This is a genomic window from Synechococcus sp. UW179A (genome assembly GCF_900473965.1).
Lineage (GTDB): Bacteria > Cyanobacteriota > Cyanobacteriia > PCC-6307 > Cyanobiaceae > Synechococcus_C.
In genome coordinates this window covers 184,539-209,147 of the sequence record NZ_UCNJ01000012.1, presented here as the reverse complement: position 1 = coordinate 209,147, position 24,609 = coordinate 184,539, and the positions used below count along the sequence as shown (strand labels likewise).

Below are 24,609 nucleotides of genomic sequence, written 5' to 3'. Positions count from 1 at the left end.
TGGCCACTCGGCCAATCAACCATGAGTTGTAAGAGGCAAAAATCGCTCAAAAACCAACGATGTAGACCAAATGGAACAGAATCGCGCGCCAATTGAACTTTGATAGGTCATAAAATGCTGCAATTCATTTGTTGGACACGCCAATATTCACGAAGAGACAAGATCACTTGAGATATAGCAGGAGCTCGCGGCAAAGAGGTCAATACATCAATCGTTGACCATGGACAATCAATGTTCCACAAAAGTCGACTGAGCGTTCAGCAGTATTCAAACTGCTCTAAAAGGTCAATGAGACTTCAAGCAATCAGTCCAAAGAAACTCAAAAAACAGGGTGAAGCTCTTCTTCCACAGCGCAAGCCTCCTGATGGAGGCCTTGGTGATGAAGCCAACGGGCCTGAAGGATCAGAGGGTCAATGTCGCATTCCAGAGACCAGCAGCGCTCAAGACAACGGCGCCATACGGGTTCGGGGCCGGAGGTAAAACGGATGATTGCGGCCATGACGACAGGGGGCTTTAACCCAAGGGAAAGAAGCAACTCCTTAAGGTTGGCTTAAGACGGTCGGTTTGTGCAACTTCAGGTTGGACACGAGCTCTCAGAGGGGATCGGACAACGGATCAGTCACGCCGAGCATCAATGCCTGGAGCGGCCAAATCCACACCCAAAACGAGGAGTGGCAGCATTCATGAAGGCATTAGACAACTAGCCGAAAGCCCAAATAGGAGCAGGACAAGAACAATTCAGAAAAACACAGACTTTGGCTCCGAGCCGAACGATAGGTATTGACTGACTGAGCCTTCATCTGCCGCTGAGTCAGAGACGAAGCTTGATAAATAATTCCGGAGGGATCTCAAAAGCAATATTCATGGCAATAATCTGTTCAGAACAGCGAGTCGCCAGTGAATGTTCAGAAACGACTCGATGCCTTACTAAAAGTCCATCGTTCTGTGCTGATTGAATGCGCCAAACAGCTGACTGAAAAGCAAAAATGGTCGCCGATTGATTGCCCAGTTGTCGTCGTTGATGCTCGCAAATCACCAAGTTCTGCTCAAGTCTGTTCAGTCGGGACTCTCAGTCAATTGGTGCCGGCTTCAGCAGCAATCGATATACCAGAGATCAAAGAGTGGCTTGAACTGTCAAGAAGAAACGGACACGAAGACGCTTTTTCTGAGATGCTAAGTCGCCGTGGTGAAGACGTTGGTTGTCGCTTCGCGGAGGGTTATGGGCTTCTTCAGACCGAGCGGCGCGAGGGAAGCGAATGTTTGTGGTCTGCCAATGACCTGAGTCACTTTGTCGTGAAGACACGTGAGGCATTTCCAAATGCAATTGGGTGTTTAGCTCTATTCACTGGAGAAGATGGCCTAAATCATGGTGTTATCACATTCGAGTCTGAGATCAAACAATTTCTATAATCATTGGGCCCATAAAACACTCCCACGAGGGAATTGAAGCACTCAATTTTTTACGGAAATCAAGACGATTAGATTGATCTCTGGAAGCGGCCTCAGAACATTTTCAAATATACACTTAGGTGCAGCTAATAACGTTGGACAAGGTCTTAAAGAACAACCGTTCGGATAGAGATCAAGCCAGAAAAATTAAGCGTGACGAGGTTAGTTGCAGAGTCGTTCTCAATGCTAGACCTTCCATAAACCAACAAAAATGCGTACTACCATAACGCTTTCATAGCAAACAGACGTTGTAAACAACTCAAATCCGTCATCAAGCTGCAATGATGACTGTAGAGTGTGTGAATTAACCTAGAGATCTTGCGAAAGGTGTCAAGAGTGTTAAACGACCTGCAAGAGTATAACAACAAACCTAGAGAGAAGTAATAACCAGGTTCTAATCACTAAGAAGGAAAACAGACGAACCGAATGCAAGAAAGAATTAATCGGTCTGATCTCGATAACATTCCCTATAAAACCTAGATTTACAAAAAACCACAATGAACAGAGACATTGAGGCAATCAAGGGGAGGGGGTAAAATTCATAAGCTTAAAAAACAACGCGACAACTGACTAGTACAAAAAGTTGAGCAAATTGGTTTTTACGCATGAATGATCAATACGTGATGAAGGCGTAGAAACAAAGGTAGAAAGACGTACGCCATTTAAATTCCAGAAAAGAAGAAAAAATTATTGACGTTCGATTTCGTTCCAAAGTCTTGATTTTTTAAGTAATGGTCTACCACCACAATATTTGCCAACATAGGTCTGCCAATCCCACATCAAAAACGTCACATCACGCTTAAGGGACTGATTACCTGTTTGACCAACCTTATAAATCTCTAAATTCATGAAATGTGCAAGATTGGTTGCATGAGTACAGGCCCCAGTCAAATTACCCTTATCATATTGAGTTTGAGCGTGATCCATTATTGATTTCCAAGTATCAAGAGGCAATTCATTGGCCGCTATCGGTGCAGAAAAAAAGATTGAAAAGCTAGCCAAGGAGACTGAAGCGAAAGCAGTAATGGTTTTCACATCATTAGACATATAGGATAAACCTAGCAAGATCCAATCCAATGGAGATTAAATTCGAGGTTAGATCTGAAGCGCACAATAAACATGGCCAGGAAACAAGTCGTCAGCTAGTTTTTGGAGAAGAAAAAGGAAGACAACCAGTCTATGCTTTGTTCAAAACCGGGCAAGATCTAAAAATGAAACTATTTTTATGTGTCAATTATCGAACTCTGATAGGAAAACAAGTGTTTCGCACTGGATTTCGAACCAAATCAATATCCCAAGAAGGGCATCTATAGATACGTAGACACCACGGAAAAATGTGAATAGTACAAATTTGCACTCTGCAGTTCACAAAAAAGACCACGAGTCAATCAACTTAACATGAACCTGACACACCGATTCAAGGAGAAGAAGGATAAAGTGACGTTTTGTTTTTGCTAAAGCAATGCGGATGGACCGTCACTTAGGCAACCTGGTATGGGAATGATGAAAGCAGCCACCAACATGAAAATCCAAACTCTTTATCTTCTAATGCTGGTAACTGCCTTAGAAACACACACCTTAGTCCACGCCAATTGCGACATCTTTACAGTAACCTTGGAAAATATTAATTCTGCAGAGCAAGAGGATTATAAAAAAGCCCGAAAAGAGTATATCAACGCGAGTTGTGGACATGAAAGTCAATCCTGGATTGGCGGAGCAGCAGGACGTAGACGATTTGAATATATAAGATGTAAACTGAGAAGCCAAAATAGCAAACAGTTTCAAAATGAATGGTCCAACCGCGCTGATTTATGGGAGGCCAAGCGAGAAGAATTAGAGACCCAACGCCTTTCCTCAGATTGTGCTGAATAATGAGAAACTGAATTTCGAATATCCAAACAAATCGGAAAATGCTTGATATAAAAGAAACTTAAACTGGAAATAATAAAAACGCATTAACAAATCAGATGCCATAAAATTAATTAAAACACAAAGGGTTTTGACCAAAAAACTTAAGTAATATTTACAACTAGCACTTGCATTCAAATATAATGTTTTGAGCTTGATCGCAAAAACAGAAAAAACTGTTCAGCAGACTTGGTTTAGATTTAGGTAACTGCTAGGAATGGATGGAACTTGAGTACCTGAAACAGGTCGTCAACAAAGCAAGATCTACATCCAACGTTCGGAAAAACAAGTTCACCAATTCAAAAAAACAAAGATTTAATCAAGATGACACTCCATAACTCCAAATTATTAGCAGTGCTACTACCTGGATTTGGTTGCGATCTCGACTCAATGCTGGAATTAAATCTTGCCCTCAACGAATATCCCAAACTCAGTCGTACAAAGTGCGATATATTCACTTTAGAAACATCGTTAGAAGAAATGACCAGTAAAGTTGTGAAGCAATATTCTGACTCAGATCTTCTTTTGGTTGGTTTTTCGATGGGTGGATGGGTCGCACAGGAAGTAGCAAGCAGGATCGGTTCCCAAGTCAAAGGCTTGGTATTGATTTCATCTTGGTCCGAAGCACCTCCTCAGTATCTAGAAGTTATTCATACTCTCTACAAAGATCTGAAATCTGGGAGAACGTTGTGTTCTCTGAGATCAATGGTAGCAGAGGGATTTACAAATAAACAGAAAAGGGATGTCATGACTAACCGATGGATGGCAATGGCTAACCGAATAGGTCACGAGACCTTTCTAAGGCAAATAAAAGCCATACTTGACAACCCAAACGTCCATAAAAATATCCGTAATATCCAATGTCCAATATTTGCAATAGCAGGGGCTGAAGATAGATTAATAAAACCGTATGAACAGTTTAAGCACCTACAAGAACAAACACAGTGTCAAACTACAATCCTTGAATCGTGTGGTCATAACTTAATCTGGGAAAAGCCGCAAGCAACATCCGAAATAGTAAAACAGTGGCTAGATTCAAACCTCAGTTAATTGTACAAACCTTCATAACTTCACACATGAGTATCTAGGAAAATGTAGTCCATGCAAAAAACAAAATCAACATAGTGCCTCAGAATATTGCAATCATGTTATGCAGCAAATATTGCCGCAAACTGACAAAACACTGAAAAAATCTACAACATTGGTAAAGAAAAGGTCATTTAAGCGCAAGCAGATAACGCTTATCCTCAGTTTATACTCATTGAAAAGAGACAATATAACTAAGCACTTCGTCACCTCTACATAGAGCTACTCAAGCAGGAAAGAACTGATCTGCCTAATCTGGATTGATGAGTCAAAGAAGTAAAGAAAGCAATGTAGTGGTGATGAAGTAAAAACACTCCTAGCTACCATTAATCCAAAAAGAATTACTCACAATAAGCTGTCTAAAAAAGGGGGCAGTGCGAATACAAAGTGGAGGAACCGTTATGGTCAGCGAATGAGTGTGGAAAGAAAAAGTCATCTTATCTTCCTTAAAACTCCCCGCCGACCAAACTAACGCTCATCCTATAGATGCTAATGCCAAGTCTTAACACCACCAGAAGAACAGCACATGATGAAAAGAAATGACCTAATTTTTTAAATTATAGAAAACAGCTTAAGGATCAGTGCATAAAAAGATTGTCGCTGCTTCAATCATGGAATAATGGAAACATGCATTCATGGATCCTATTCATTCGCAAGCAAAATCATAGAGTTTTTGAATATAGATCGAAGAAGGTCTACCTGTTTCAGTTGATATCCATGTTCCATAAGCATCTAAATGATTTTTTCCGTACTTACCAATTACAATGCCATCTTTACAATTAGCCTGATAATCACTGTCAGCTATCGAAATATGATGACCGTTAGTGATAAGCCTGGTTTCTATATATGAAATATTTTCAATCCTTCTTTCATGCCGCACCTGATAATAAGCGGTGTCTGTTGCCTTATCAAATGTGATCCATTCACTAGCACTAGCTGAAAGAGGTGATGCCATGATAGATAAAAAAACAAGTAACACTTTCATTATTCATCCTCACACACACGAATAGCAGCACAGGCTTCTAGCTTCTTCAAGACACCTGGATAGAGATCAGAAAAATACTCTTCAGCATCTAATTGCCTTAGATAACCCTTAAAGTGGTGGTAGCTAATTCCTTGCAGATACTTCCAATACATCGCGTCAATCTCTTGTGGTTTCACAGATGCCCTCAGTGCTGCTTTACCATCGCAAGCCCAAGAAAAAAGCACATCCCCCATTAGGACCAAATTTCAGGGTTATCTCTAGCTCCTTTAGGGGAATGAAAAACAAAGGCTCAGAACATTAGCTCTCAGGAAGACACCAGATTTTCTCAAATACTGGTAAATCAACTCTATGCATAGACCATGTACCTAAAGTGAATAGGAATAAACATCATCTTGAATGAGAAAATACCCTGCAGTTAGGTAAAGAATATTTGGCTGAATGAAATCACTGGAGGCAAAACTTACATTGTTTCCATGAACCTCCTCCTGCACTTCAACAGTCGATTATTGAACCACCTTAACTTAATCCTATTCACACCTCATCGAAGACATCATTCAACTAATTGCAAACACCGCCTCCAAAATACTATATTTCAGCAACGCCAAAACTTTCTGCGATTGTTTAATTCAAGATCTTCATCGAAATAGCCCATTTATTTTAAATTCAACATAGAAATAGTCATCAGCCATAGCTGATGATACTGAGAGGAATAAACTAAAAAAGATTGATCACTGGTTGCTTTTCCGGTGACATAGGTGCTGCAATAGATACCCTAGTTCAGGATCAATCGAGATTATATTTAAGAAGTCTTTTGAGTTGGGATGCCAAGTTGAAATACTAATTCTTCGATAATTTATTAATGCTAACAACCGCGTAGTCCCTAACAAAACCTTGAGCTTTGCTTTGCCACAACAACACCGTCTAATCGCATTGTCTGGTCTGAGTCCGTGAAAATTAGATACAAAAAGCGCGTCTAAATAATTCCAGCCTACAAAAAAAGCCTCGCTATTAACGAGGCTTGAAGTGACTGATAAGACTATTTATCATCTGGGGGATCCTGGCCACAATCAATTTCACATCTTGTATGTGCATGAGTGTTGCCTTGCTTTTGACCTCCAGATACCGCTTCTAGCTCCTCCGAGGAAAGTTCTGACATCTTGGATTGGAATGCTGAAAGTAGATCCTCTACAGTAATTTTAATACCAAAGTCTGCAGCAAGCCTTACGGCATCTTCCGGAGTTGTAGCTTCAGTAATGGATTTCCTGAATTCAGGATTGATAAAGACTAGATTCAAGAGGTCTTCCTGGGCTGACCTAATGAATTGATGTTTACAATTTCGCTTTTGACCAAAACTGACAAGGAATGGTAAACAGCAAAAACTATTAATCATTCAACTTGCCGAACAAAAAGATTAAACAATACTCTAAAAGTTCTATTTGTAAGATTAGTTCGCTTGATTTCAAATAGTAGCTCACTCTTGTAAGCCTAATTAAGCAAATAGTATCACTTATGATCGCCGTGTATTTTTCTTGGTTTTTCGAGTTAGCAAAAGGTCCGAAATTAGAAGGTCACTTTGACTGGACTCTATCTTTTGAACAATTACAAAATTCAATATCAGTTAAGAACAATCGTTATGGACTGCAGCCGCAATGGAGACTGAAAGACAACCCGATTCATGGGCCTTCGCTGCCATGACTACTCCGATCACTCTATGAGCGACTGTGAAGTAGCGATCACATGAAACTCAACTGGCAGTAGAGCCTGACATTGAACGGACTTGCATCTAGCATAGAGACATCAAACTGGGTTTTTCAGATCAAAAATGACTTTATCCACAGTTCTTTTGTATGTTTCTATTCCATTCGTGTTAGTCACCCTGTACTTCGGTACAAGGGGTGGTTTCTACAATACAGATAAGTATGACGGTGACGGAACCGCCCATAAAGTGCTGAAGTGATTTAACAAGATAAGCCGCGTTACAACATTACATAGTTATACTCCTCGCTCGCGCTCTGAGAAGTGCCAAGATGGGCCTACAAGAGTTCTTAAGTGTTGCTTCTACCCTAGACATTGCTTCGCAGGGTCTTGTGGAGAGCCCAAGGTATCGCTGAACAATGACTGATGTAGAGGCGGAAGGAAGCACCACAAAGCACTGCATCAAGCAATTAAACATTGTAGCTTTTGCCTACCACACTTTAATTAAGGAAAACAATCCAACCACCACTGTACAGAGGAAGCAACGACTTATGTATAGAGGAAAGCCAACCACCACTTAATACAGAGAACAGCGCAAGGACTGCCTAATACAGGCAGCCAGATGCAATGACTAGACAATCAACACTTCCTCAATTGCCGTTATGTTGCCTGATCAGATCAAGTGATGACGCTGACTCAAGGTCTCTCCTGTACGCCTGGTCGACTTGCTGATGGTTCAAGGTTAATCAGACTGCTCCAACACCCTTGCAGTGTGAGAACGCAGACAGATCACCCATTGGAGCTATAGATCCACCCTGTCAGTAGTCGCATCAGGTGACTGGCAGACTCAAAGCACGATGCTTCAACTCTCAGACTCTTTCAAAGCCTTCTCAAAAACTGATGCATCAACCTCTTTGCACAGACCTTCGTAGCTGTAAGTCGATGTTTGATTCTTAGATTTGTATATTGCTGTTCCTTTACCAGACATAAGATAAGGTGGAGTTAATTTAATCTTGCCTATATCAATTAACTTCAATTTTTTGTCATCAATTCTCTGAGGTATTGTCAAAATTTTATCTTGAATGGCAATATCAAGTGTTCCTTCAGAGCGAGAGTCGAGAATTGTTTTCTTCGCAAAGTTTATTTTAAGAGTTGATATGTCTTCCATTGTTCTATCTTCAACTGTTTCGGATGTTGCTGGATTAGTAATAACCATATCAACTGACAGCTTGCACCTCAAATAAAGAAAGTCATCAGCAATGGCAGACGATGCTGAGAGGAGCAGAGAACCGAGGAGGGTTGGCAGTTTCATTGACTAAAAAAAGGAAGCATGATCTAAGTACAATCCCGATCAAGTGCAGTTGATCACATCTACCAAAAGTTCATACCTGAAAGAGTCTGAGGGTCAGTATAAAGGCCAATGTCATTGCCATCACCTACTGCGTAGGTAATATTCAAATCAATTTCATTTCCATAGATTCTTTCAAACTGAGCAACTAACGCTAGTTCATCTAGCCAATCATATTGACAGATCAATTGACCATCGACTTTGGCAATAATAAATTCCAGGCCTCTTTGAAGTTTGAAGTCGTCGATGAGGAGGACTTTCAGACCCCATACCTCAAGGTCGTGAATGTCGTGGAAGTGTTGGATGAAGACGGCAACCTGTTTCCCGAGCCTGACCATGGTTGACCCGAACCAAAGCTTTCGCCTTTTGGGTTCGTTCTCGAACTCACCTGGCTCAATAGCTCCTAATCAAGCACTCAGGAATACTTAGCATGACCAAATATGTGGGTTCAACTTTTAGGTTCAACCCTAGTGTTCGGTTCGCTGAAAACCCATGCTGTTTTGGGGTGGACCACCTGACCGTGCGAGCCCCAGTGTTCGACCTGGATTTACCAGAAGGGGCAACAAAGTGAGGATTCGTTTCCGGCTACAAGGCCGGTCTACGGCGCCTTCACGACAGTCGCCCCAAGTCGAAAGAGAGTCAGATCAGAGCACTAGAAAAAGGCTGTCACCAACCAGGCAGTCCGGTGTCAATGTAAGGGATTCGGCCAGACCTCACGGATTTGCTTCAGAAGGCTTTGAGCTTCCTGGCCACGAGCATCGGATTCGGCTTGCTTAAGCAGCACAGTCACATGTCCAACCTTCCTTCCAGGCACTTCCTGCTTGCCATACCAATGCAGGTGGGACCTGGGAATGGCCTCCAGAGCAGCGAGCCTGGATTGCAGCGGTTCGCTGCCCTCAGAAGACAAACCAAGAAGATTCACCATGAGCGCACCTGGCACCACAAGATCTGATGCCGGCACTGGCAGCTCTCCTGTAATGCAGAGCTGCTGATCGAATTGACTACTGCTGCACGCTTCAATGGAGAAATGGCCAGAGTTGTGCGTGCGTGGCGCAATTTCGTTCACCATCAAACCTGCTGGGCCATAAAAGAATTCAAGAGCCATCACTCCCACGTAATTGAGGCTTGTGAGCAGGGATGCAGCAATGTTGTATGCAGTGGCTTCCAACAACTGCTCCGACTGTGCAGGAGCAAGAACCCAGTCACACACCTGATTCTTCTGATGCGTTTCCACCAGTGGAAGGCTACGGATTCGTCCGTGCTGATCGCGACTGACGACCAGCGCCAGTTCACGTTCGTAAGTGACCCAGGCTTCCAGTAGCCAATCCTCAACTGACACGCTGCTCAACAGATCCTGAAGAGACTTGAGATCGCTGACCACACAGGTCCCCTTGCCGTCGTAACCGCCATGAGCCGCTTTGGCCATCACTGGAAACGTCCAGCCAGAAGGGAGAGCCGGCGAGTCGGTGTTGATCTCATCCAGAGCAACCCAAGCCGGACTTGGAATCGCTAAATCATCCAGCATTCGGCGTTGAGACAGCTTGTTCACCAACGGCAGCAGACTGTCGAGGGAAGGGGAAAACAGCACTCCATCACTATCCAAAGCTCGCAACGCTTCAACAGGGATCCACTCATTCTCAAAAGTGATGTGTTGGCAGCGCTTCAATAATTCCGCAGTTGCGGCAGCATCTGAGGCTGCACCCAAGACTTGCCCCTGAGCGACAGCCATCGCCGGATCCTGGTCAGACGCACTTTGCACGATCACATCAACATTCCGTGTCTTTGCTGCTTCACACAGCATCAGTGCGAGCTGACCACCCCCAACAACTCCAATTGTTCCGGCAGCGCTGGCCATGGCCACTGATGTCCTTCACTGAAGCTTGCCATCCGACCCTCAAAGGAGTGGTCTAAATCAGTGAACGTTCCTCGCCGAAAGCAAACCTAATCGCCGTCAGCAGCAAAACAATCAGGAACAGGGCAAGACCAACGGTGCAGGCATAGCTGATCTCAAGTTCTGCAAAAGCCTGGTCATACACGTAATAAACGAGGGTTCTGGTTGAGTCGGCAGGTCCTCCCTGCGTCATCAGAAACACTTCCTCGAAAACCTTTGTGGCAGCGATGGCTGACATCACTGCCACCAGAGTCACGTAGGGACGCAGCAGAGGAAGGGTGATATCGAGATGTTTCCTCCAGCCCTCACTGCCGTCCAATTCGGCAGCCTCGTAGAGCTCCTTGGAAATTCCCTGAAGGCCACCGAGAAAAATCACCATGTAATACCCCAAGCCTTTCCAAAGGGTCACAAGCATCACGGAAGGCAGTGCCAGCAAAGGGTTGGTCAGAAATTCGATGGGAATGAAACCGGATCCGATCAAGGCTTCGAGCCAGCCATTGATCAAGCCGTTCTCTGCATAAAGCCAACGGAAGGCAATGGCTGCGACAACGATCGAAACCAACACAGGTGTGTAGAACGCAGCTCTTAGCCAATGGATCCCAGGCAGAACCCGATTGACGAGCACGGCCAAGATCAAAGCACCAATCACGATTGGAGGCACCACACCTACGAGATAAACGAGGGTGGTGCCCAGTACGCGATAAAACATCGGATCACCAGCAAGCCTGCGCAGGTTGGCCAGGCCGATGAACCGCAGTGGCTCTGAAACATCTAGCCCTGTCTGCGTGAAGCTGATCACCAGAGCCATGGCGGCTGGAATGAGCACAGAAAGACTCAACAGCATGAGCGCTGGCGCAAGAAAAGCCCAAGCGGTGAGGCTTGTTCGCCGGTCTGGCCTGGAGACAGGGTTCATCGAACTCGATCAGCCTGCGGCTGAGGATAGGGTCAGTCGATCCAATCGCCCGCGGATCGCAACCGCAGCATCGGCCCATGAGCACAGCGCAGGCAGCTGACTTGCAGGAACACACAAGGATCACGGTGTCCCTTGAGCACAATCCCTACGACGTGATCATCGGCTGTTCGATGGTGGGAGCGATCGGCGCTGCACTGGCCGATTTGCCGATTCGGTCAGGGACCAAAATTCTTGTAGTGAGCAACCCTGATGTCGCCGGACCTTACGGCGACATCTGCCTGAATGGACTCAAAGCTGCAGGATTCAACCCGGTGCTGCTGGAAATCGATGCGGGCGAGGAACGAAAAACACTCCAAACACTGAGTTTGATCCTCGACAAGGCTCAACAGGAGGGTCTTGAGCGCACCTCCCTAATGCTGGCGCTTGGAGGTGGCGTTGTCGGTGACATGACGGGCTTTGCGGCGGCATGCTGGCTGCGCGGTATCGGCATCGTCCAGGTTCCGACCACTCTTCTGTCCATGGTGGATGCCTCCATCGGTGGCAAGACCGGTGTGAACCATCCGAAGGGGAAGAATCTGATCGGAGCCTTCCACCAGCCGCGCCTGGTTGTCATCGATCCTTTGACACTCAACACGCTTCCTGTGAGGGAATTCCGGGCTGGCATGGCCGAAGTGATCAAATACGGGGTGATTGGAGACCCTGGCCTGTTCAGACGTCTGGAGGAGGCCTCAGACCTCTCTGATCCCACAGCAATGGATCCGACGTTGCTTCATGACATTCTTGTGCTCTCAGCGGAAGCCAAGGCATTGGTGGTCGCTGACGATGAAAAGGAGGGAGGCCGCCGCGCAATCCTTAATTACGGGCACACCTTCGGTCATGTGGTTGAGACCCTCACCGGATACGGAACGTGGCTGCATGGCGAAGCCGTGGCGATTGGCATGGCGGCAGTTGGGCGCCTCGCCGTCCAGAAAGGTCTCTGGAGCGAAGCTGATCAACAGCGCCAGCTGAAACTCATCAAGAAAGCCGGTTTACCTGTGGCCTGGCCAACCCTTGATCGGGAGGCAGCACTGCGGACCTTGCAAGGCGATAAAAAGGTTCGACACGGGCGACTGCGTTTCGTCCTGCCGACCCGGATCGGCAACGTGATCATCAGTGACGAAATCAGCGACGAGGATGTCAGTCGTTGCCTTGAATCCCTCGCCTGATTAGGTCGGTTCCCGCAGGAAACGACTGTCGAGTAGTTCATTGCTTACTGCAGTTGGTGCGTTGCGAAGAAAGGCGAACCAACGCAGCTCCCCGAGACAACTGGGGTCTACAAGTCTCAGCAGAGCTTCCCTTCGACGCAATGCTTCCGCCAGCTGATCAGCAGGCATCTGCTGCAACGCTGTCAGCCGCGCTGCCAGACCCAACGCAAGCAGCGCTTCTCCTTGACGGCACTGGCCGGCAAAATTCCAGCCAGCCTCTGAAGCTGCTCCCACGAATGATTCGATGCACAGGTGAGCGGTGATGTCTTGAGAACCCGCATCACGCAGAACATCAGAGGATGCCTGTTGGCGTTTGTAGGCCACCAGCGTTCCATCAGCTCGCCGCGAGTTGTAATACCGGCTTGACTCCAAGGCGTAGTCCACCACCAACAACAGACCATCGGTCATGGCTGCACAGGCCTGCTTCATCCAGGGCTGCACGGAGTGATGCCATTCCGTGGCCCATCCATCCAACGCTCCCCTTGGCGGAAGCTCGAAAGCATCACGATCCGCACACTCCTGGATTTGAGCCTGCATTGGCACAGGCAAGGGATCGTCGTCCCATCGGAGCAGAGCCTTCGATGCACCAGAGGCCTGAAGAGTGACCATCTGCCGCCGAAGTGATCCTCCTTTCAAAATGAGACGCTCGACCGGCAGAGCATCAAGCAGTTCATGAGCAATCATGATGCCGTTGACCGGTTCAGCGGCGAGCTCCTGCAATGAGACCCAGCGGCAGGGAATCTGACCCACTGACTCGAGCCGCGCTCTCTGGCGCTGCTGCATCCCAGGGTTGATTTCGACAAGAACACACTCCAGACGCGGCAGCCATTCAGCTGCGGAAACTTGGAGAAGGGGGATCAACTGAGCGATGAGATCACCCTCACCAGGCCCCACATCCACGATTGAGAGCCGGCCTTCTGGATGGCGAACGCCCAGCAACTCCAGCCATTCGATCAGCTGATGAATCAACAGGCTTGAGAAATCCTCACTGAGGGATGGAGAGGTGACGAAATCACCAGTCGTGCCCACATGCAGTTGACCACTGCCATAGGCGCCGTGATCAGGGTCATGCAGGGCCCATTCCATGAAGGTGGAGAAGGGCACCCGCTGGCCATGCTGTTGCAGTCGCTCCCGTAGCCATTCGGGACAGGGCACATCTAAGGCCTTCATGTGGTGAGAATGGCGTGCACTCGCTTTAAATCATGGGTGTTCAAGCAATGATGCGTGGCCTGAAGGCCCTACTGAGCCTGTCGGTGCTGCTGGTGATGTTCGCCGCGCCCGCCGGGGCAATCGACAATCCCGATCTGCTCCCAGACCATCCGACACCGGTGATTGACCTCGCCAAGGCTCTGAGCCAAACACAGCGCCAGTCACTGGAAACTTCTCTCGACGCCTTTGAACAACGCAGCGGCTGGAAGCTGAGAGTGCTGACGCAATACGAGCGAACACCTGGTCTAGCCGTGAAGGATTTCTGGGGACTGGACGAGCGCAGCCTGCTGCTGGTGGCGGATCCGCGTGGGGGCAATCTGCTCAACTTCAATGTGGGCGATGCTCTGTTTGCGCTGATGCCACGCACCTGGTGGGTTGAATTACAGACCCGCTATGGCAATCAGTTTTATGTGAAGGATCACGGAGAGGACGGCGCCATCCTGGCGGCACTGGATGCGGTGGAACTCTGCTTGGATCGAGGCGGATGCCAGGTTGTACCGGGCCTTCCAACGGAACAGTGGCTCTGGACGCTTAGCACCTCAATCCTCGGTGGATTGATTGCAGGCTTCGCAGCCTATCCACGCAAAGAAGGTGAGCGAATTGCTTGGGGCTGGCTGTTATTACTGTCGCCACTGTGGGTCATGCTTTTCGGTGTGTTCGGGGTTGCCCCCGTGGTGACACGAACAAGCGAGTTCCTGCCGCTGATACGCAACGGCATGGGATTCATGGCTGGAGGAATCGGTGCTTATCTAATCGCCGGGGCGACTGTCGGACGAAAGTTGAACGAATCCAACCAAGAGAGCTGAGTCATGCGGGATGCTTCAGGGCATCTCGCATGAGAAGGCCGGTCCTAAGCAATCAGAGAGCACACCAGACTTGGATTGACCTGATCTCTGTGCCGAAAGGGCTGAGCGACGCTCATCACGAATCTTGCGCAATTGAGCAAGATTCACATTGAAAAATCCCTGTAGATTTGCAAATCGCTTCACGGGTTGTCCGTAATAACTTCTTCCACGCAAAGTGGGAAAGGAAGCCCACTCGGGTGCCAACTTCGCAGCAAGGTATGGACTCATAACACCGCTATCAGTCAACTTGAGTGCTTTCCGTCTTTGAATGAGAAAAAGCGCTCCCTGGTCCTGTACTTCGGGACCAAACCCTCTCACGCCAAGACGACGTTTGACCATATCCCAAGTGAATGGCATGAACTGGTAAGCACCAGCAGCAGCACTTGCATAACGGGAAGAATAGATCACACGGTTGGGGTGGCGATCCATGGATGGCATCAGACCACCACCGAACATGACGCGATATCCGAGATCGTGACCACCCTTCCAGGTGCCCTCTGCGAAACGAATGGTGTTGAGCATCGCTCGACGCTCAGGAGTAATGACGTAAGGGAGAGCCGAAGTCTTGGCATCTTCTTCAAGCATCACCAACCTGGAACGGGAACTTTGCAATGCAGGAAGAGCTGCACGTGCCTCAGGAGCAGGGAGAATGGTGAGCAGTGGAACAACACTTGCAACAGCGCCTGGGATGCAACGACAGGCGGTGAGAGCAAGGGAAGTCATACGAAACAATCAAGGGGCAGAGCAGAACGCTGAAATCACAGTTGCAGTGAATTCATTGCCTGATTCGATGGATTCAACGAATCCAGTGCTGCAAAACACGGGCAAACTGTGTCGAACCGATCCCAACGATCACAGTGGGGCTGTGACAGGCGAATAACCGTCACGGTGGCTGCGCTTGTCAAGCAAAGCGCAAAAGTCCAGGGACAGAAATGCTTTGAAGCGCAGATAAGCTGACTTAATTAAAAAAATCAGCCTTGCTTAACAGTGTTGGCTGCGACCAAACAAATCGCCTCAGCGGCTTGGGCGGCCCCACCAACTCTGAGGGGCGCACCAGCAGCAGGTTCCAGAGGCCGATCCAGCTTCCAGTCACCCTTCTCCAGGGATTGCCGAGTGAGAATTTTGTGGGCCGCATGTGTTCGCAAACCGTTCATCAGCACTGACGCCTCAGCAAACCCCTGACGTTCCACCACGTGAAGTCCGAGACCGCAGGTCATCGCCTCACAAAAACTGCTGAATCCGGGCTTCCCGAGAAGTCGATCACAGAACGGCATCACATCCAGAAATCTGATCGACTCAGGCAAGAGCAGAACATTCGTGATCCCAGCAAGCTGCTCGAACAACCTGGAATCCTTCGGTGCAGGCAACAGAAACAGATGTTGAGGCCAGCATTTGAAAAGGTCAGGTCGAAGGGAATAGCCAAGGCCACCAAAACCCACCAGCACTTTCTTTCGAGCATCAGCGCGAAGACGCCGCTCCAGATCCAGTGAAATCGGCTTTGGATCTGCTGACACAAGTCCCAGCGCCTGCTCAGGCAGCGACCACTTCATGGGCAACGACAGAGGGCAGCGCAGCAGAAGCGCTCCGCATTGATAAGCCGATGTGGCCCTATCGGCCCAGCCAAGAAATGCACCACCAAGGGGTGCATAAATCTCATCCCAGCCAAAGTTCCCCATCCAAACCAGAGCTGCATCCAGCTGACGGGCAAGCTCAGCGGCAGCAGGCGGAATATCAGCAACAACAACACACTGGCTGTCCTGGGCTCGAATCCAGTCAACCTCTCGTTGCACAAGCATTGGCAGCTCGTTCTCGAGTTTCTGAAGAGCTTGGAGGGTTCCCTGTTGATCCACACCCAGGGCATCGGCCTGCAGCATGCCCACATCCCAGCGAACTGACCTTCTATCGACCGGCACATGACGGAGCACAAGAGCGAGGAAAACCTCATCCACGCTTGAACTGATCACCAAATGCCAATCGGGCCGGAGTCGGTGCAACTGAATGAGAACAGCGGCCTGACGGGCGGCATGGCCATAGCCATGCGTACTCACGCAGACATAAATCAGCATGGCGCCTGCCCTGTCATGGCAGCACGAAGCAGTGTTTGTTCATAGATCAGTTCACCACTGGGGCGGTACCAACGGTGACTGATTAAGGAAGGTTCGATTCCTGTGAACTCGACCCAGGTGAGGTGATGAAGAGGCTGACCTGATTCATCCACACCAACTCTTGGCACGCATGCGGCATTCACAAAGCAGGTGCCTCTTCGATCCCGATAAAACGTGATCCGTTCACCGCGTCGTCCCTTGAGCTGATGGTGCATGTGGCCAAACACCACAAGGTCTGCAGGACGGGTTCGCTGCATGCGATCCAAAGCCATGGCCAGATCCCGATCTCCCCAGTCGATATGGGGCTGTTTCCAGTCACGGCCGCACGGGCTGTCCGCAGCTGATCCCAGTCCGGTCGGACCGGAGTGAGCCAGCACGACCAAGGGCCAGTGCTCGGGAGCCCGGTTGGCAGCAGCAACAATCCAGTCGGCCGACTGTGTTTCCGTGATTGGCCCGAACACCGCTTGCACCGCCTGCGAGAGGTGAAATCCACCCCCTGCACTACAAGGTCGGGCACCAACCACCGCCAGCGCAGGCTCGCTCCATTCCCTCAATTTCCATGGACAGTGCCGGGCACCCAGCATCGTGATCTGCTGTTGCAGCAGACCACCGCTTCTGTCGCGTCCACGGTCATGATTTCCAAGCAGGACGGCCACAGGCAGCGACAGCTGGGTGATGCTCTTGACCAAACGCAGATCTCCATCACTGAGATCTCCCACAAAAAGGAGTGCATCAGGTTGCAGTTGCTCAATCAGATCCACATCTCCTTTCCCCCAGTCACCATGGAGGTCTCCGGCAATGGCAACACGGAGTGATGTCAGAACGACTTCTAGGCTGGTCCCATCCTGCCCCAGAAGGCCCCGATGAGCTCTGACACCGCACTCGTCGCGGCGATCAACCAGCTCCGCCAGGAACGCAATGCCGTGATCCTGGCGCACTATTACCAGGAGCCCGAAATTCAGGACATCGCCGATTTCATCGGTGACTCGCTTGAGCTGTCCAGGAAGGCTGCCAACACTGATGCCGATGTGATCGTGTTCTGCGGGGTGCACTTCATGGCGGAGACGGCCAAGATCCTCAGTCCTGAAAAAACAGTGGTGCTCCCCGATATTGATGCGGGCTGTTCACTGGCAGATGACTGCCCAGCCGATGAATTCGCCAGCTTTCGCGAACGTCATCCGGATCACCTGGTGGTGAGCTACATCAATTGCACGGCTGCCGTGAAAGCCCAGAGTGATTTGATCTGCACCAGCAGCAATGCCGTCGATCTGGTGAAACAGCTGCCAGAGCAACAACCCGTGCTCTTTGCTCCTGACCGCAATCTCGGACGTTGGGTGGAACGTCAGAGCGGACGCGAACTCACGCTTTGGCCTGGACGCTGTTTTGTGCATGAAACCTTCAGTGAAGAAGCACTTCTCAAACTCAAACTGGAATATCCAGAGGCTGAGGTGATCGCCCATCCTGAATGTCAGGAAAACCTTCTGGATCTTGCCGATTTCATCGGATCCACCAGCAAACTTCTGGTTCACTCCGAAACCAGTGCCTCCAACACATTCATTGTTCTCACAGAGCCAGGGATCCTTCACCAGATGAAGCAACGGGTCCCTGAGAAAACATTGCTGGATGTCCCCGGCCTCGATGGCTGCAGCTGTAATGCCTGTCCCTACATGCGCATGAACAGCCTCAAAAAACTGCGCGACTGTCTTGAAACACTGTCGCCGCAGATCACCATGGAGGAATCGATTCGTTCCAAAGCGGAAGCGCCGATCAGACGAATGCTCGCAATGAGCAAGTAACGCACCCAGACACCCAAGACGCAGCAGCAGATCAGGCTTGCCAGAGTTGTTGGATGAACGTTCTCGAGCGAACCGACAGCGGTCTGTATTGCAGAGCAGCGGACGCCTGGATCGATCCCTCAAGGCCCGTATCGAGAGCCTTGATCACTCACGCCCATGCCGATCACGCCAGGGCTGGTTGCGGCGAATACTGGGCTGTGGATGTCAGTGAAGGTGTACTGCGACAACGCTTAGGGCGAGACATCACGCTCCATTCCATGCCTTATCGCCATGAGTTCTGGCTCAATCAGGCATGTTTGTCATTCCATAGCGCTGGTCATGTGCTGGGATCTGCTCAGATTCGCTTGCTTGTCGAGGATCAGGTTTGGGTGGTGACCGGCGATTACAAACGTTGCCCAGACCCGAGCTGCGAACCCTTTGAGGTCGTGCCCTGCGACGTGCTGATCACTGAAGCCACATTCGGGTTGCCGATCTATGCCTGGGAGTCGGGCAAACGAGTGGCAGCACAAATCCGAGACTGGTGGCATGGTGATCGTGAACGTCCCTCACTGTTGTTTTGTTATTCATTCGGCAAAGCTCAGCGCCTCTTGGCAGAGCTGAATGCCATCGGTGTTGAGGAGGAAGTGCTGCTGCACGGTGCCGTAGAAACTGTCACGCGCCACTACCGCGAGGCCGGTGTAGCAATGACGTCAAGCAGACCCGTGAGCGATCTGCCGCGCAAGGATTCTCTTGCAGGACGTCTGGTCCTGGCACCACCCTCAGCCCATCGTTCCGCCTGGATGCGACGGTTCAAGTCACCACAAACAGCCTTTGCCTCGGGATGGATGGCTGTGCGAGGAGCGCGTCGTCGTCGCGGCTATGAGCGAGGTTTCGTCCTCAGCGACCATGCCGACTGGCAAGGATTAATCCAAACGGTGCTTCATAGCGGTGCCCAAACGGTTTACGTCACCCATGGTCAAAGCGATGTGCTGGCACGCTATCTGCGCGAGCGATATGGGCTCGACGCCAAACCACTCGATCAGCTCAACTGAACTAACCTCAACTTCCACTCCTGACGCACCGTCCCGTAACCATGACGACCCGCAGCTCTGCATTGACCGGCCTCATGGTTTTGATCAGCGCAACCGCAGCACCAGTGCTCTCCCAGCAAACCACGATCACCATTGAGCAGATCAATACCGTGGTGTTCCCCGCTGATGGTGCGACAGCGGCGAAGGCCATCTGCACAGGTCTGGCGAACGGAGCACTCACGCGTGATCAGGTCGGAAGCGCTCTCGCCCGTCTTCAGCGTGCCCTAAGTGAAGTCGGCGAACCCGAATCAGCGACCCGCTACGTGAAGGCTTTCAACGGCGCTTCAGCCGGAATCAACGGCTGCAACGTCCAGGTGACGGGTCCCAATGAGGACAATCTCTGGAATTACTGAGCACGCGTCAGAGCCCCCTTTCGGCATGGATGCTTTCGCGGCTCTGATCGAGGAACTGGATCAGAGCACTGGAACGAAACGCAAGATTGAGCTGATCGCTGGACATCTGCAGCGAGCCGATGCTCATGACGCAGCCTGGTCGGTGTTGCTGCTCATGGGTGAACGGCGCAAACGATTGATCACCGGTCGCCGGCTGCGCGAGATTCTTCAGCAGGCGAGTGCAATGCCTGACTGGCTATTCGATGACTGTCAGAGCCATGTCGGCGATTCAGCGGAAACCCTCTCTCTGCTCTGGCCACAACTGAGAAACGACATAACGGCTCGCAATCACAACCAAGCCGTGACGACCTGGATTGATCAACTCAGCAGCTCACCACCAATGCACTGGTGGATGGAAGAACTGCTGCCTGCCATTGCAGCGATGGAACCTGATCAACAAAGCAACACTGTGCTTGCGATCTGGGAGTCACTACCTTGTGAACGCCTCTTTCTGTTCAACAAACTGCTGACAGGCGGCTTCCGTATTGGTGTTGCCCGCGGACTTGTCGTGAAGGCAATTGCATCAGGATTTCAGCTCGAGGAGGCCCTGGTTCTGGAGCGACTGATGAACCCTGGGGTTGCGACAGAACAATGGTTTCGCACCCTGACCGCGATCGCCGATGCAGAACGCACCAACAGAGGACCAGTGCCCTATCCCTTTTTTTTGGCCAGTCCGCTGAAACAGGACACGCTCGAGGCCACATCGGCATCGGAATGGTGGGTGGAACACAAGTGGGATGGCATCCGCGGCCAGCTGATTCAGCGTGAAACAGGAACGTATCTCTGGAGTCGTGGCGAAGAATTGATCAATGAGCAATTCCCGGAACTGATTGACATGGCGGTAGCGATTCCCGCCGACACGGTGCTTGATGGCGAAGTGATCTGCTGGGCAGAGCTTGAAAAGCAACCAAGACCCTTCAGTGATCTGCAACGACGACTCGGCAGAAAAAGCGTTTGTCGCAAACTACGGCTTGAGTGCCCGGTCAGTTTCGTGGCCTATGACCTGCTGGAACGAGGCGGAAAAGATTTGCGCTCGACCTCTCTGCAGGAGCGGCTGGAACAACTCAGTGATCTTCAACAACTGATGGACGCAAAACCGGCGGGGTGGCGTTGCCGACTCAGCAGTGGACAACAACTGGAACGTTGGGATCAGCTGGATCGACTGCGCCAAGAGGCCGTGGAGCAGGGTGCCGAAGGGGTGATGCTCAAGCATCTGGAGTCCCCCTATCTGAGTGGTCGCAAGCGCGGACACTGGTGGAAGCACAAACGCGATCCGATGACCCTGGATGCGGTGCTGATCTATGCACAAGCTGGCCGCGGACGCCGAGCCAACCTGTTCACCGATTACACCTTTGCACTCCGGGACCGGCCATCAGAGCCAGCGAACTCCCGTCAGCTGGTGACGTTTGCCAAGGCTTATTCCGGGTTGAACGATGCCGAAATCCTCGAACTAGATCGATGGATCCGCGGTCACACCCGTGAACGCTTCGGTCCAACCCGTTCGGTGGACCCAGAACTGGTCTTCGAAATCGGATTTGAGGGCATTCAGGCCTCAAAGCGTCACAAGTGTGGACTTGCGGTTCGTTTTCCCAGGATCCTGCGATGGCGGAGGGACCGCACGGCCGACAACGCCAACACCATCGAAGATGCTCAAACGCTCTGCGATCAATTGGTGAACCGAACGCAGTCAACGTGAATCAGAAATCTCACGACCACCGCGATTGGAATAAGAGCGCCCGAAATCCGCAGCGGCTGCTTTCACCGGTCCTCGACTGGTTTGAACATCAGGGGTGGGCACCGCTTCCCTTCCAGATCCGCACATGGGAAGCCCACCTGCAGGGGTTCAGCGGTCTGATCCAGGTACCAACGGGGTCAGGGAAAACGTATGCCGCCGTGATGGGCCCAATCGCGCGCATGCTCGAGACACCCACTGTGCAGTCGGGTGTCCGATTGCTATATCTCACGCCATTAAGAGCACTGAGCCGTGACCTTGCTGTAGCACTCAAGCAACCGATCGAGACCATGGGCTGGCCCTTGCGAGTGGGGATCAGAAATGGAGATACCGCTTCAGCTGAACGAAACCGCCAGACCAGAACCCCACCTGAAATTCTGATCACCACACCGGAATCACTCTGCGTACTGCTGGCGGGTCGCCATTGCGAATCATTGTTCAAGACCCTCGAGACCGTCATCCTTGACGAGTGGCATGAGCTGATTGGAAGCAAGCGAGGCGTCCAGACGGAACTCGCACTGAGCTGGTTGCGTCAACAACGTCCTCAACTGCAGACCTGGGCTATCAGCGCCACAATCGGAAATCTTGAGGAATCAGCCCGGCATGCCCTTGGCGAGGGTTATGAGCCATGCCTGATCACTGGAGCCCCCAAGCGGGGACTGGATGTCACGAGCATCCTTCCCGACAGCATCGATGGATTTCCGTGGGGTGGTCACCTCGGATTGAGGCGTTACGAAGATCTAATCGGGCAAATGGAACCCTGCACCAGCACTCTGCTGTTTACCAATACCCGCAATCAGGCTGAGCGCTGGTTCCAGTGTCTGCGCTACGCCTGCCCTGAGATGGAAGGTTTGCTGGCCCTCCATCACAGCGCCCTTGATCGCAGTGAAAGGGAGGCGATCGAAGCTGCTGTCAAAGCGGGGTCGATGCTCTGGGTGGTTTGCACCAGCTCGCTTGATCTGGGAGTGGACTTTCAGCCCGTTGAACGAGTTGTTCAAATCGGTTCACCGAAAAATCTCGCGCGCCTGCTGCAGCGTGCAGGACGCTCAGCGCACTTACCCGGTGGAACATCAAAGGTGCTGTTCATGCCGACCAATGCCCTGGAACTACTCGAACTGAGCGCCGTTCGTCGTGGGCTCGACAACGGCATGGTGGAAGAACGACGCCCACCCAACCAACCGTTAGACGTGCTGCTGCAACATCTGACGACACTGGCGTGTGGACCTGGTTTCAGACCTGACGAAACGCTTGATGCCATTCGCAGCACAAGCTCATACAGAACGCTGGAACAGAATGACTGGGAGTGGTGTCTGCGATTTCTCGAACACGGTGGCGATTGTCTCGGTGCTTATCCCCGCTACCGAAAGCTGGAGAGCACGGATGACGGGCGTTTTGTGATTCGCGACAACACCATCGCAAGACTGCATCGTTTCAACATCGGCACAATCACATCGGCTCCCGCAATCCGGGTTCGATTTGTGCGGGGATCAGTATTGGGACATGTTGAAGAGACATTCATTAGTCAGCTGAAGCCGAAGGATGTGTTCTTTTTCGCGGGACGTCAGCTGGAATTCGTGAGACTTCACGACATGACCGCCTATGTGAAGACCACAACAAGAAAAAGCACTGCGGTTCCAGCCTGGGCAGGGGGGCAGATGTCCCTGTCAGATCTGCTGACGCATCACCTACGAGAAGAGGTTGCTCGGGCTGGGCGTCGAGAATTGGACACACCTGAGCTCAAGGCACTCGAACCACTTTTTGAACGACAGATGGATCTTTCGACTCTGCCATCCAGTGAACAGTTGCTGATTGAAACCTGCCGCACGCGCGAAGGCATGCATCTTTACGTGTATCCATTTGAGGGTCGGTTTGTGCATGAGGGCCTGGGCTTTTTATGGGCTACAAGACTGACAAGACGCCATCGCGGCACGATCACGGTCTCGGTCAATGACTACGGTTTTGAACTACTGGCACCCAAGGGGTATCCCATGGATGACCTGCTGGAAGAGCATCTGGAGGAGCTACTCGACGACAATGATCTGGAAACAGATCTAGAACAGGCATTGAATCTTTCGGAGCTTTGTCGGCGCCGGTTCCGCAGTATTGCCCAGGTTGCAGGTTTGCTTGTTCAGGGCTTCCCAGGGAAGAGCAAAACAGCAGGACAATTGCAGATCAGCGGATCACTGCTGTGGGAAGTATTAAACAAACATGAGCCCAATAATCTTCTCGTTCGGCAAGCGCAACAGGAAGTGCTACAGGAACAGCTTGAACTGACACGACTTCGCAGCGCATTGCAAAGAATGAAACGTGGAGAAACGCTGCACTGCAATACACCTCGTCCAACACCACTGGCATTTCCACTACTAGTTGAGCGGCTTCAATCTGGACCGCTTTCAAACGAGTCGCTTATGGAAAGGATTCAGCGTATGCAGGAATCAGCACTGCGTCAGGAAGGGTTATAAATCCATCCGTTGGTCATAGCCCACCAAGCCATACTCTGAATTATCCAGGAAAATCAGTAAAGCAAACCGTTAATGATTGAATCCACTGACAGTTGACTTGAAGTACGTGGATGCGAAAAAGCAAGTGCTTTTGTTTTGAGGAGCTGATCACATTCAATCTGTAAGCTGAAACTATTATTTAGCTTTTTACCAAATATTTTTACGAACTCAGCCCCCTCCCGACGGACACTAGTCCCAAATCCATTTGCTCGAAGAAATCTGATCGATGAATCTTCGCATTGGCTAAGAGTTTCTGACTTCAAGGGGAGCACGATAAGAATAACTTCCGGTACACTCGCAGAGGCCATAGGGCTTACAGCAATTGTGCCAAGGCACAATAAATACGGGAACAACCTACCGATCATTGTTCGCGAGCAAATATTTTAGAATTCCAGGGTATTTCAATTCTGCCCATCAGGAAAGATCCTGTTTTGACTCGT

Annotated in this window: 23 protein-coding genes and 1 other RNA gene; 10 read left to right on the top strand and 14 right to left on the bottom strand. The window is 50.3% G+C overall.

What is annotated here, in order from left to right; translation table 11 throughout:
- Nucleotides 1-319: 319 nt before the first annotated feature.
- Entirely contained in the window at nt 320-499 is a 180-nt protein-coding gene (locus DXY31_RS05570; protein ID WP_114992811.1) for a hypothetical protein, read from the bottom strand.
- 398 nt (nt 500-897) lie between these two features.
- On the opposite strand from DXY31_RS05570, the gene DXY31_RS05565 reads away from it, so the two are divergent.
- Entirely contained in the window at nt 898-1,410 is a 513-nt protein-coding gene (locus tag DXY31_RS05565) for a hypothetical protein (protein WP_114992810.1), read from the top strand.
- 726 nt (nt 1,411-2,136) lie between these two features.
- Here DXY31_RS05565 and DXY31_RS05560 read toward each other — a convergent pair.
- Nucleotides 2,137-2,496, bottom strand: a complete 360-nt coding sequence (locus tag DXY31_RS05560) for a hypothetical protein (protein ID WP_137024911.1) — start codon at nt 2,494-2,496, stop codon at nt 2,137-2,139.
- A gap of 474 nt (nt 2,497-2,970) precedes the next feature.
- On the opposite strand from DXY31_RS05560, the gene DXY31_RS05555 reads away from it, so the two are divergent.
- Together DXY31_RS05555 and DXY31_RS05550 are read left to right on the top strand one after the other, a co-directional pair.
- Nucleotides 2,971-3,321: a hypothetical protein gene (locus DXY31_RS05555; RefSeq protein ID WP_206749794.1), complete on the top strand. Its 351-nt coding sequence runs from the start codon at nt 2,971-2,973 to the stop codon at nt 3,319-3,321.
- 360 nt (nt 3,322-3,681) lie between these two features.
- Complete coding sequence (locus DXY31_RS05550; RefSeq protein WP_114992807.1) at nt 3,682-4,407, top strand: alpha/beta fold hydrolase; 726 nt, start codon at nt 3,682-3,684, stop codon at nt 4,405-4,407.
- A gap of 682 nt (nt 4,408-5,089) precedes the next feature.
- On the opposite strand, the gene DXY31_RS16385 is transcribed toward DXY31_RS05550, so the two are convergent.
- From DXY31_RS16385 to DXY31_RS05515, 8 genes are all read right to left on the bottom strand, one after another.
- The gene (locus DXY31_RS16385) at nt 5,090-5,398 is read right to left on the bottom strand and encodes a hypothetical protein (RefSeq protein WP_170953573.1); all 309 of its coding nucleotides are present in this window, start codon (nt 5,396-5,398) and stop codon (nt 5,090-5,092) included.
- A gap of 29 nt (nt 5,399-5,427) precedes the next feature.
- On the bottom strand, nt 5,428-5,661 hold the full coding sequence (locus DXY31_RS05545; protein WP_137024908.1) for a hypothetical protein: 234 nt from the start codon (nt 5,659-5,661) through the stop codon (nt 5,428-5,430).
- An 803-nt stretch (nt 5,662-6,464) separates the two neighbouring features.
- Nucleotides 6,465-6,818 (bottom strand): Nif11-like leader peptide family RiPP precursor, encoded by a 354-nt coding sequence (locus DXY31_RS05540; protein WP_114992805.1) that lies wholly within the window; start codon nt 6,816-6,818, stop codon nt 6,465-6,467.
- Nucleotides 6,819-7,985: 1,167 nt separating this feature from the next.
- A complete protein-coding gene (locus DXY31_RS05535) occupies nt 7,986-8,435 on the bottom strand; it encodes a hypothetical protein (RefSeq protein ID WP_114992804.1) in 450 nt (149 codons plus the stop codon).
- Nucleotides 8,436-8,494: 59 nt separating this feature from the next.
- Nucleotides 8,495-8,809 carry a hypothetical protein gene (locus DXY31_RS05530; RefSeq protein ID WP_114992803.1) on the bottom strand — a complete coding sequence of 105 codons (315 nt, stop codon included), beginning with the start codon at nt 8,807-8,809 and terminating at the stop codon, nt 8,495-8,497.
- Between the two features lie 165 nt (nt 8,810-8,974).
- A non-coding RNA gene (gene ssrS / locus DXY31_RS05525) (6S RNA) lies at nt 8,975-9,158 on the bottom strand.
- Nucleotide 9,159: 1 nt separating this feature from the next.
- Nucleotides 9,160-10,326 carry a 5-(carboxyamino)imidazole ribonucleotide synthase gene (locus DXY31_RS05520; RefSeq protein ID WP_114992802.1) on the bottom strand — a complete coding sequence of 389 codons (1,167 nt, stop codon included), beginning with the start codon at nt 10,324-10,326 and terminating at the stop codon, nt 9,160-9,162.
- A 52-nt stretch (nt 10,327-10,378) separates the two neighbouring features.
- Nucleotides 10,379-11,275 (bottom strand): carbohydrate ABC transporter permease, encoded by an 897-nt coding sequence (locus DXY31_RS05515; RefSeq protein ID WP_114992801.1) that lies wholly within the window; start codon nt 11,273-11,275, stop codon nt 10,379-10,381.
- 77 nt (nt 11,276-11,352) lie between these two features.
- Here DXY31_RS05515 and aroB point away from each other — a divergent pair, with 77 nt between their 5' ends.
- Nucleotides 11,353-12,480: a 3-dehydroquinate synthase gene (gene aroB / locus DXY31_RS05510; protein ID WP_114992800.1), complete on the top strand. Its 1,128-nt coding sequence runs from the start codon at nt 11,353-11,355 to the stop codon at nt 12,478-12,480.
- Here the strand turns inward: aroB and DXY31_RS05505 are convergent, their stop codons facing one another.
- Nucleotides 12,481-13,689 carry an SAM-dependent methyltransferase gene (locus tag DXY31_RS05505; protein WP_244279563.1) on the bottom strand — a complete coding sequence of 403 codons (1,209 nt, stop codon included), beginning with the start codon at nt 13,687-13,689 and terminating at the stop codon, nt 12,481-12,483. It abuts the gene before it with no gap.
- A 47-nt stretch (nt 13,690-13,736) separates the two neighbouring features.
- Here DXY31_RS05505 and DXY31_RS05500 point away from each other — a divergent pair, with 47 nt between their 5' ends.
- Complete coding sequence (locus DXY31_RS05500; protein WP_371639202.1) at nt 13,737-14,534, top strand: TPM domain-containing protein; 798 nt, start codon at nt 13,737-13,739, stop codon at nt 14,532-14,534.
- Between the two features lie 15 nt (nt 14,535-14,549).
- On the opposite strand, the gene DXY31_RS05495 is transcribed toward DXY31_RS05500, so the two are convergent.
- The 3 genes from DXY31_RS05495 to DXY31_RS05485 form a co-directional block, all read right to left on the bottom strand.
- The gene (locus DXY31_RS05495) at nt 14,550-15,296 is read right to left on the bottom strand and encodes a glycoside hydrolase family 104 protein (protein ID WP_114992798.1); all 747 of its coding nucleotides are present in this window, start codon (nt 15,294-15,296) and stop codon (nt 14,550-14,552) included.
- A 248-nt stretch (nt 15,297-15,544) separates the two neighbouring features.
- Nucleotides 15,545-16,639 (bottom strand): hypothetical protein, encoded by a 1,095-nt coding sequence (locus DXY31_RS05490; RefSeq protein WP_114992797.1) that lies wholly within the window; start codon nt 16,637-16,639, stop codon nt 15,545-15,547.
- Nucleotides 16,633-17,478: a TIGR04168 family protein gene (locus DXY31_RS05485; protein ID WP_371639200.1), complete on the bottom strand. Its 846-nt coding sequence runs from the start codon at nt 17,476-17,478 to the stop codon at nt 16,633-16,635. Before DXY31_RS05485 ends, DXY31_RS05490 begins: the two co-directional genes overlap by 7 nt.
- 63 nt (nt 17,479-17,541) lie before the next feature.
- Here DXY31_RS05485 and nadA point away from each other — a divergent pair, with 63 nt between their 5' ends.
- Genes nadA through DXY31_RS05460 form a run of 5 tightly spaced genes read left to right on the top strand, consistent with a single transcriptional unit; the run spans nt 17,542 to nt 24,130 of the window.
- On the top strand, nt 17,542-18,474 hold the full coding sequence (nadA, locus tag DXY31_RS05480; RefSeq protein ID WP_114992796.1) for a quinolinate synthase NadA: 933 nt from the start codon (nt 17,542-17,544) through the stop codon (nt 18,472-18,474).
- 53 nt (nt 18,475-18,527) lie between these two features.
- On the top strand, nt 18,528-19,505 hold the full coding sequence (locus DXY31_RS05475) for a ligase-associated DNA damage response exonuclease (protein WP_114992795.1): 978 nt from the start codon (nt 18,528-18,530) through the stop codon (nt 19,503-19,505).
- Nucleotides 19,506-19,546: 41 nt separating this feature from the next.
- The gene (locus DXY31_RS05470; protein WP_244279561.1) at nt 19,547-19,897 is read left to right on the top strand and encodes a DNA ligase; all 351 of its coding nucleotides are present in this window, start codon (nt 19,547-19,549) and stop codon (nt 19,895-19,897) included.
- A gap of 25 nt (nt 19,898-19,922) precedes the next feature.
- A complete protein-coding gene (locus tag DXY31_RS05465; protein ID WP_114992794.1) occupies nt 19,923-21,632 on the top strand; it encodes an ATP-dependent DNA ligase in 1,710 nt (569 codons plus the stop codon).
- A 56-nt stretch (nt 21,633-21,688) separates the two neighbouring features.
- Nucleotides 21,689-24,130: a ligase-associated DNA damage response DEXH box helicase gene (locus DXY31_RS05460; RefSeq protein ID WP_244279605.1), complete on the top strand. Its 2,442-nt coding sequence runs from the start codon at nt 21,689-21,691 to the stop codon at nt 24,128-24,130.
- Nucleotides 24,131-24,609: the final 479 nt, after the last annotated feature.